Annotated in this window: 7 protein-coding genes and 1 other RNA gene; all 8 read right to left on the bottom strand. The window is 30.9% G+C overall.

What is annotated here, in order from left to right:
- Positions 1–343: 343 nt before the first annotated feature.
- A complete protein-coding gene (locus HMPREF2663_RS05270; RefSeq protein ID WP_002490969.1) occupies positions 344–1,222 on the bottom strand; it encodes a 5'-3' exonuclease in 879 nt (292 codons plus the stop codon).
- A gap of 18 nt (positions 1,223–1,240) precedes the next feature.
- Positions 1,241–4,678 carry a dynamin family protein gene (locus HMPREF2663_RS05265; protein WP_070845921.1) on the bottom strand — a complete coding sequence of 1,146 codons (3,438 nt, stop codon included), beginning with the start codon at positions 4,676–4,678 and terminating at the stop codon, positions 1,241–1,243.
- A gap of 376 nt (positions 4,679–5,054) precedes the next feature.
- Positions 5,055–5,693, bottom strand: a complete 639-nt coding sequence (locus HMPREF2663_RS05260) for an SDR family oxidoreductase (protein WP_001831317.1) — start codon at positions 5,691–5,693, stop codon at positions 5,055–5,057.
- 167 nt (positions 5,694–5,860) lie between these two features.
- A complete protein-coding gene (locus HMPREF2663_RS05255; RefSeq protein WP_002446454.1) occupies positions 5,861–6,997 on the bottom strand; it encodes a THUMP domain-containing class I SAM-dependent RNA methyltransferase in 1,137 nt (378 codons plus the stop codon).
- A gap of 189 nt (positions 6,998–7,186) precedes the next feature.
- Positions 7,187–7,570: RNase P RNA component class B (gene rnpB / locus HMPREF2663_RS05250), an RNA gene on the bottom strand.
- A gap of 68 nt (positions 7,571–7,638) precedes the next feature.
- Positions 7,639–7,977, bottom strand: a complete 339-nt coding sequence (gene gpsB, locus HMPREF2663_RS05245; protein ID WP_001831034.1) for a cell division regulator GpsB — start codon at positions 7,975–7,977, stop codon at positions 7,639–7,641.
- A 13-nt stretch (positions 7,978–7,990) separates the two neighbouring features.
- Complete coding sequence (locus HMPREF2663_RS05240) at positions 7,991–8,557, bottom strand: SLOG family protein (protein ID WP_002456190.1); 567 nt, start codon at positions 8,555–8,557, stop codon at positions 7,991–7,993.
- An 11-nt stretch (positions 8,558–8,568) separates the two neighbouring features.
- The gene (locus tag HMPREF2663_RS05235; protein WP_002446455.1) at positions 8,569–8,901 is read right to left on the bottom strand and encodes a YppE family protein; all 333 of its coding nucleotides are present in this window, start codon (positions 8,899–8,901) and stop codon (positions 8,569–8,571) included.
- Between the last annotated feature and the right edge of the window lie 94 nt (positions 8,902–8,995).

The raw sequence follows: 8,995 nt of genomic DNA, 5'->3' as shown, positions 1-8,995 counted from the left end.
AGCTATTGCCACTCCTATTCTTGATGTTTTTTCTTTGTTGTTTGATGTGATTTGAAAATTATACGTATTTAATTTTGATAATTTTGACAATGAATAACTTATACATTTGCTCAATAAAAAAGAGCAGATGTTCCGACCGTTTGATTTCGGTTTGCTCTTCATTTATCACAATAGCATTTTGAACAACAATTTATTTGTTCTAAACAATAATATCACTTTAAGATAACTTTGTGAAATTAATTCACGAAGTTTTAATAAAATATTTATATTTTTGATGGAGATGCTAATTGATATTAAAAAAACCAATGAACAATATCTAAATGAAATGTTCATTGGTTTATGGTTAGAGGTGACTTGCAATATATTTACTTGAAACGTATAGTTCATGTTCATTACAAATGGATAAAATCTCATTTAGTGTATGAGCATATGTCATCTCTTCAAAAAGTTTGTCTGTTTCGATTGGAACTTTCGTATATATTTCTGCGAGTGACTTTGATAAATGCAGATGATTTAAATTATTTGTTATTTTTTTCTGTTGAGCGGGAGTTAGTGATGATAAATTGTTCACTACATTTTCGACAGTTCCATGATTTTGAATCAATTTAATTGCTGTTTTTTCACCTATCCCTTTTACACCAGAATAGCCATCTGCTGTATCACCCATAAAAGCTTTAACATCTATTAATTGTTGAGGATTAAGCCCGTATTCATCAATGAAACGATCAAGCGTGTAACGTTGATAGATTGTAAAACCTTTTTTTATAAGCCAAACTTCTACATTATGATTAATGCATTGGAGTAAGTCTCGGTCTCCGGTAATGATATAAACTTCATGTTCTTGTGAATATGTTTCAGCTAAACTACCAATAATATCATCAGCTTCATAATTACGCTTACCAACATTTACAAAACCAAACTGATGGGATATTTCTTTAACATAATCAAATTGAGGAATAAGTTCATCAGGAGGTGCTGGGCGATTTTGTTTATAACCATCATACAATTCATTTCTGAATGTTTCTTGCCCCATATCCCAACAAACTGCTACGTGAGTGGGTTCGATTTCTTTGATAGCGCTAAAAATGTGTCTTACAAAACCTTGAATACCATTTGTAGGAATTCCTTTAGAATTGTACATAAATTGATTGTGTAAGCTTGTTGCATAAAAATGTCTAAATAATAAAGCCATTCCATCAACGAGCAATACCCTTTGAGGCATATTTAATCCTTCTTTCTACTATAAAATATTGTCTAATTGTGTCGTTTTCAATTCTAGTTGTTGTATTAATGTATCATCGATAGTGAATGAAAGTAACTCATCAATTTGTTGTTGAATGGAACTCTCCAACATTTGAAATTGATGTTCGGCAAGTTGAGTCATCTCATGGATATAATCATTTAATTGTCGACGCAATGAGTTCAAATCATCTTGCAATAATTCAAGAGTTTGATTAGCTATGTGTGCTTGAATATCCTTTTGCGACTTTGGATTAACTATTTTACGTTTAGTTAACTGTTTTGGTAGTGATTGCAACATTGAATTAAGTTCAATTTGAAGTAACGCCGTATCAACGAGTGATGGCTCAACATTAAATTTTGCATTTATAAAAACATGAATCTGATTTAACTTTTTCATGACTGGTAGGATTTGTTCTTCTAGTTGTGAATTAAAATATTTTTTAATCCTTTCTGTGATAAGTGATTGCTCTAAGAATAAGCGTTGATGAATTTGATCTAAATATATTTTAGTTGAAATTTTCTTTTCCTCATTAAAGTCGTTATTTTGTGTCATCTGACTATTAAACACAGATTTAACCTCATCTAAAAGTTGTAGTTTTAACCGTTCATTTAGATGATATACTTGTTCTTCTACTTCATTGAAAGTACGTTGTGCAGTTGTATCAATCAACTCTTGATTTAATAGGGTTTGGTTTTTATAGTGATTTAATTTATGTTGTCTAGCTGATAATTTTGCGTTGTCATCGTGAAAATCTTTAATCATTTTTTTAAAGGAGTTATTCATTTGTTGCAATTGATAAGTCATCTGCTGCTCTAAAATTGTTCTAGATTCAACCTTTGCAAAGTATTGTATACTTTCTCTTAATTCATTTATGCCAATGTTATTCCCATTTAAACTTTGACGACTTGAAACACTATATATATCAGAGTGTAAGTTAACTTGCCCCAGTGCATCTGCAACATAATCCTCAACGGCTTGTATATCCTGTTTATCTTCAGCTAGGTCAACCGCATTAATTATCATTTTAAAAGCTTGATTTTCATTTAATTGATTCATATCTTTCATATGTTCGATAAAGGCTTTGTCGTTATCTGTAAATGAATGATTGAAGTAAGTTACATACAAAATAAGGTCAGAAGAAGTGAGAATTTGTTCAGTTTCATTCGTGTGTCTTTGATTATTGGAATGTAAACCCAGTGAATCAATAATGATTTTACCCTTAAGCCAATCTAAAGGTAGCTTAAGGTGTACAGTTTTCACGAAAGTGGCATACTCATCCTCGGCACTCCACTTTTTAATTTCTTCAAGCGATACTGTGTGTATAAGTGAATGTTCTAGCATTGACGTGTACATTTCATAATGTTTCTCAATTGCACTAATAAATGCAAGTTGGTTCTTTTCTAGTTTCGATTTTAACTTCTCTAAATCGCTCTCAATAAAGTTGTCTAAGGTGTTAAACGATATTTCATAAAATTCTAGTACATGATTAACTTCCTCTAGTAATTGCTCTTTAGATTTTAATGTGATTTGACTCTCTTTACCATATGATAATTCCGTCGTTGCCGCTGTTGTTGGATTAGGAGAACTAACTAAATAGTTATCACCTAGTAGAGCGTTGATTAAGCTGCTTTTACCTGCGCTAAATGTACCAAAAACACCTACTTTTGTTATTTGATTATCGAGTCTCAGAATGGTATCGTAGATATCTTGTTTAGTGCGATCAAATAATGGTACATCTTTAACGATATCTAATGCACGCTTAATATCTTGATTAGATGTAACAAACTCTTTACGATGTTGTGTCTCATGTTTACGATGATAAGCAGTCGAATTTTCTTGTTTAAGTTCAAAATGAGTCTCTGTTCTTCCAATTAATTTATCTAAAGAATCGTCTAAATGGATATAGTAATGTTTGTAGTTGTGGGATGTAAGCGAATCCTTTAATGTGTTAAGTTCAATGTATCTATCATATTCATACCTATCTTCATTTTCATCATTCGATAATTCATTAACTTGTACATGATTGACAGCTTCTTCAAATAGTGGCGTTGACTCATTTTCTATTTTTTTATTCAAAGCTTTTATAACTTCATCTGAAAATGTTAAAACGTATGTGTTGCTAATGCTCGTTTGAGTTTGATATAGCTCTGATATAAGTGACGGAACGACGTCATAATCTTGATTTAGTATTTTTTCATTCACAGCATGTTTATTTATGAATCTAGTTAAAAATGACATATCTTCACGAAGTGGTTGTCGTACTTGTTGATTAACTTTCTCTTGCAATTGAGTGGTCGCCTCATTAAGTCGTTTGATTTGTTCTTCTTCTTTTTTCTTCTTTTTATTAAAAAATCCATTCACTTTAAAATCAGTTGCCATGCTTTCTAAATAATTCCGTAAAGATTCACGCATATCGTACGTCATGATATAAGCATTATCTAGTATATCTTTACGCTTCTGTTTTAAATAATTAAACAATTGATTAGAGTCATTGAGCAATTGTGCTTCTGCGCTGACTTCTTGATTTTGTTGAAATTGAATATATGCTTCCTCGAATTGTTCTTCATTAATTTGAAGGGTGTCAAGAATAGATTGCATTTCATTTTGAATGTATATGTATTGTGCATCGGTAATGAATTGAATTGTTCTATTAACATAGTCCTCTGTTGATTCACGATGTTGATCCATAAATACTAGAAAATTTGAAAGTTTGTCAATTTCATTCTGTGGATGATCAAACTTTGAAACGTAATAAGTATCTTGAAGTTTGATATCCCAGTCTTTGATTGATTTTTCGACTCTTGATTTAAAAGTTTCAAATGTAATTTCTTCTTCATTATGTTTATCAATCTGATTAATCACAAAAATAATTGGTATACCAGCTTCATTAATACGTTTCATAAATTTAAAGTTCAACGCTGATTGGACATGATTATAGTCTACTGTATAAAACAACAAGTTACTTGTATACATAAATTGCTCAGTACTCGACTGATGCGTTGCAACGTTAGAGTCAACACCTGGTGTATCTTGAAATGTAAACCCTAGATTAAATTTGTTTGATGGAAAATTAATTTCTATCGATTCTACATCGACATTTTGTCGATTCATTTGTTTAACATCGTTGTACGTTTTTAATTTTGTATATTGTTGTTGCGTAAGATTGGCAATGATTTCGTCTTCCTTGGCTACTGAAACGATAGCTGTATTGCTCGTTGTTGGTACTGGAGAACTTGGTAGTATATCTTGTTCTAATAACAAATTAATTAACGTTGATTTTCCAGCTGAGAAATGTCCTACAAATGTTGCGGTGTATTGATTTAAATAAACTTTTTTTATTACTTGATTAATGGTATTAATTAAAGTTCTGTTATTAGATTTTTCCAATTCTTTTTTTAATTTATATAAAGTATCTAATTGTTCATTTATTGCCATAAGTATTACCCCTTTAGTTCAGTGATAAATCACAGTATTTTTACTTGATTAAAGTAACAAAATCAGAATTCAAAATTATTTGAAAGGTAAATTAAATTTAAATGAAAAGTATCTGTAGCTAAATGATTATTGTGACTTTCATCAAAGATATTAGAAGTATAATAAATGAATTCTATCTTGTTTTTATAATTGAATGAAAGATATTCCCCTGTTTGAATTTAAGTAATATTGTACAATTTATTTTATGATAATTAGCAATAAATTCAAAAAAATAAGGCAGCCATGATGACTTGCCCTAAATTTAAGCTTATTTATCTATTTCAAATTCTATCATAATATTGATTTAAAACCCATGCATGTAGATACAAACTTTATACTAATTGAACCAAGCAGGTTTATTACCTTCTGTATTAGGTTTATTCACACCAATATTTTCTTTAGAGTGTAGTTCTGGGTTTTTGGCAATTTGTACTGCTAAAGATGCTACACTTTTACGTGATACTTCAGTACCTTTAAATGTTTCGTTCTTTGCTGTGATCTCATATACATTTTCATTTTTATCTGTAAGCCAGCCTGGACGTATTATGGTGTAATCTAAATCTGAATTTTCTATAATATCAGATGCTTTGCGGTAGCGATTCAATTTTTCGCCAAATTGTTCTTTATTCCATTGATTGAATGGTTCTGGTAGTTCATCATAAATACCAGGTGCTGCTACAAAAATCAGTCTCTTAACATTTTTGTTATCCATGGCTTTTACGATAGTTTCAGCTTGTTTATCAAGTGATCCTGATAAACTTGCGAAAACAACATCAACATTGTTTAAAGCACTTTCTAAATCCTCAATATTTTTAGCGTCTCCCTCATAAACTTTAATTCTATTAGAGGCGTAATCAGGTATACGATGCGCATTTCTCAAAAATAAATCAACATTAAATCTTGAGTTCTCTAGGAAAATTTTTGTCGCTTCGATAGATACTCTACCATTTGCGCCTACAATCAAAACAGTCTTCATATTTAAAAGCCCCTTTCTAATTAAAATATGATACATTTTTAGTATATGACTTATTTTTTAATAAAATTAAACACTCCTATTTAACTGTACTACAGTCAAGATAAGAGTGCGAATAAATAGTACTTGAATAATTACTATAATTACACAAGTATTATAAAATGTAAAATTTAATTTTTATTACTTTGCTTTTTACCCCAATACTGATAGTACGTACATTCAATATACCCGTTGAACAACTTACGTCTTTTAGTCGCTTTTCGATTAACTAAGTATTCAAATTCTTTGTTACTTGTTAATATATAGGCCGATAAATGAGGATGTTGTTTCAAAAGTGTACCTATATAACGATACATTTCTTCAACTTCTTCACGATCTCCAATTCTTTCACCATACGGTGGATTGCCAACAAGTGCTACAGGCATGTCGGTATCAATAGACAAAGTATTCACATCTTTAACATTGAACTGTATGATATCTCCGAGACCAACTTCTTCTGCATTACGTTTTGCAATTTCAATCATTTCTGGATCAATATCAGAAGCATATACTTGTATGTCTTTATCATAGTCAGCCAATTGATCAGCTTCATCACGAAATTTGTCATAAATATTAGGTGGCATCATATTCCATTGTTCAGATACAAAATCCCTATTAAAACCAGGAGCAATATTTTGTGCAATAAGACATGCTTCAATAGCAATGGTGCCTGAACCACAGAAAGGATCAATTAAAGGTGTGTTACCATTCCAATTTGCTAAACGAATGAGGCTTGCTGCCAATGTTTCTTTAATGGGTGCTTCACCTTGAGCAATGCGATAACCTCGCTTGTTGAGTCCAGAACCAGCAGTATCAATGGTCAATAATACATTATCTTTTAATATTGCTACTTCTACAGGATATTTGGCGCCTGTTTCACTTAGCCATCCTTTTTCTTGATGAGCATGCTTAAGTCGTTCTACTATAGCCTTTTTAGTAATTGCTTGGCAGTCAGGTACACTGTATAATGTTGATTTTACACTCCGCCCTTGAACAGGGAAATTACCTTCTTTGTCAATTACGGTCTCCCATGGTAATGACTTTGTTTGCTCAAATAATTCGTCGAAAGTAGTAGCATTGAATCGACCCATTACAATTTTTATTCGGTCTGCGGTACGTAACCATAAGTTACATCTAACAATAGCACTTTCATCACCTTCAAAAAAGATACGACCGTTTTCTACTTGTGTATCGTAACCTAATTCTTGTATTTCTTTAGCTACAACTGCTTCTAATCCCATTGGACATACTGCTAATAATTGAAACATGACCGAGTCTCCTTTTAATTTATTGAATCAATATATGTATAATTTAATATTTATAAGTATTAATTAATTTAATTTTGAAGCGGAAAACCATAAATGTAAAGTGTATATTGTAATAAATTATTCTAAATCAATTATGATTTCAATTAAAAAAGCTCTCCATAAATGGGAGAGCTAAACTAGTGATGATATTTCTGTAAGCCATGTTCTGTTCCGTTGTACTCATAATGTGTACTAGTTACACTGGTACGTCGGTGGTAACCATCTGTCTACATATTTTTACTTTCGCGTAAAAATCGTCTCGTTTATACGTTGAATTCCGCTAAACAAGTGCTCCTACCCAATTTGGATTGCTCACTCGAGGGGTTTACCGCGTTCCACCTTTTATATTTCTATAAAAGCTACGTCACTGTGGCACTTTCAAACTATTCTAACCATATCAAATGACTTAGGTTATTTCATTGCCGTCAAATTAATGCCTTGATTTATTGTTTCATCAAGCACGAACACTACAATCATCTCAGATTGTGTGAGCATGGACTTTCCTCTATATTGCTATAGCGATTACCCGAAATATCACTTTTGAGATTATAACATAATTTTAAGTGTAAAGTCATAAAATTTATACGAAATAAGTAAAAATTTTATTTACCGAATACTGCTTTTTCAAGGTTTGAAATACGTTTTAAAATATCTACATTATTTGAAGCACTGCTTGAATTATTTGAAGAAAAGTTTTTATTGTCTTGTGGTCTTGATGTAGCAACACGTAATCTTAATTCCTCAAGTTCTTTTTTTAATTTGTGATTTTCTTCAGAAAGCTTTACTACTTCATTGTTCATATCCGCCATTTTTTGATAATCTGTAATGATATCATCTAAAAAAGCGTCTACTTCTTCTCTTCTATAGCCTCTTGCCATAGTTTTTTCGAAATCTTTTTCATAAATATCTTTCGCTGATAATTTTAATGAAACATCTGACATCTTTTTTTCCACCTCATTCGAAACTTTGATCTTGAGACCACTGCAAGTCGTTGATGAAGTCAGTGAGTTCATCAAACGTCACAATATCACAAGTATAGTTTGTTTTTTCCATAAATTCAACTAACATAGCCTTAAAGTATTTAGGGCTTGCCTCTTGTTCATCATCATAAATTAAAATAGTGTAATCGGTATGATCAAGCATGAATTGATCTGCTTGTTTAAATTGATAGGCACCCATATACTCAGTGTGATGAATGCTTTCAGTAAAATCGGCTTGTTGTATAATATTTGTATACTTAGCTTGATTCTTATCATTCCATCGTTGTGTATGACCTAGAAATGGTGTAATTATACCTAGTTTAATATCTGGGAAGTCTTTTTTTAGTTCAATCACTACTTCAGCAGACCATAATTCTATACCCATTTGTCCTTGTATCAATACCCACTCTAAACCTTCATCTAAAAGATGTTTTAATTTATGAGCTATAAATTGCTTTAAATAATATACTTCTGGCGCATCGTCTTTATAGATATTCAGTTCAAAAGATTTATAGCCAGTAATATAAACAGTTTTAACCATTTTTTTCCTCACTAAACATAATTCGATAAAATATTTTTTAAATCGTACTGGGCACTTTTAAGTTTTTCGACAAATAATTTACGGCTCGTTCTAGGAAAATGACAATCTACAGAAAGCTTTTGTATATTTAATATCAATAGATCTAACTTTTGTTGGCTCATATATTGTGTTTCTGTAATGCTTTTTGAGTAAAAGTTGAGTGCCTCTAAATGATTATCAATATTTTTGACATAGGGTTCAACATCTTTATAAAAATCGAATGAACCGCCGTTAATTTTTACATGTTGATACCTATAATTCATTTCATCAATATCCTCTAACAATTGTTTAATGATTTGATACATTTAGATGCCTCCTACTTAATTAATTTAACATATTATAAATCCGAAAGTCATGGAAATATACATAGAGTAAAAAATTAGAAAATGATATTTTTGG

The sequence above is a fragment of the Staphylococcus sp. HMSC077D08 genome, from assembly GCF_001837945.1.
Classification (GTDB): Bacteria; Bacillota; Bacilli; order Staphylococcales; family Staphylococcaceae; genus Staphylococcus; species Staphylococcus epidermidis.
This window is presented reverse-complemented; position numbering and strand designations above follow the sequence as displayed.

Coding starts and splice junctions, on each gene's coding strand:
- HMPREF2663_RS05270 (WP_002490969.1), bottom strand. CDS start 1,222: ATGCCTCAAAGGGTATTGCTCGTTGATGGAATGGCTTTATTATTTAGA.
- HMPREF2663_RS05265 (WP_070845921.1), bottom strand. CDS start 4,678: ATGGCAATAAATGAACAATTAGATACTTTATATAAATTAAAAAAAGAA.
- HMPREF2663_RS05260 (WP_001831317.1), bottom strand. CDS start 5,693: ATGAAGACTGTTTTGATTGTAGGCGCAAATGGTAGAGTATCTATCGAA.
- HMPREF2663_RS05255 (WP_002446454.1), bottom strand. CDS start 6,997: ATGTTTCAATTATTAGCAGTATGTCCAATGGGATTAGAAGCAGTTGTA.
- gpsB (WP_001831034.1), bottom strand. CDS start 7,977: ATGTCAGATGTTTCATTAAAATTATCAGCGAAAGATATTTATGAAAAA.
- HMPREF2663_RS05240 (WP_002456190.1), bottom strand. CDS start 8,557: ATGGTTAAAACTGTTTATATTACTGGCTATAAATCTTTTGAACTGAAT.
- HMPREF2663_RS05235 (WP_002446455.1), bottom strand. CDS start 8,901: ATGTATCAAATCATTAAACAATTGTTAGAGGATATTGATGAAATGAAT.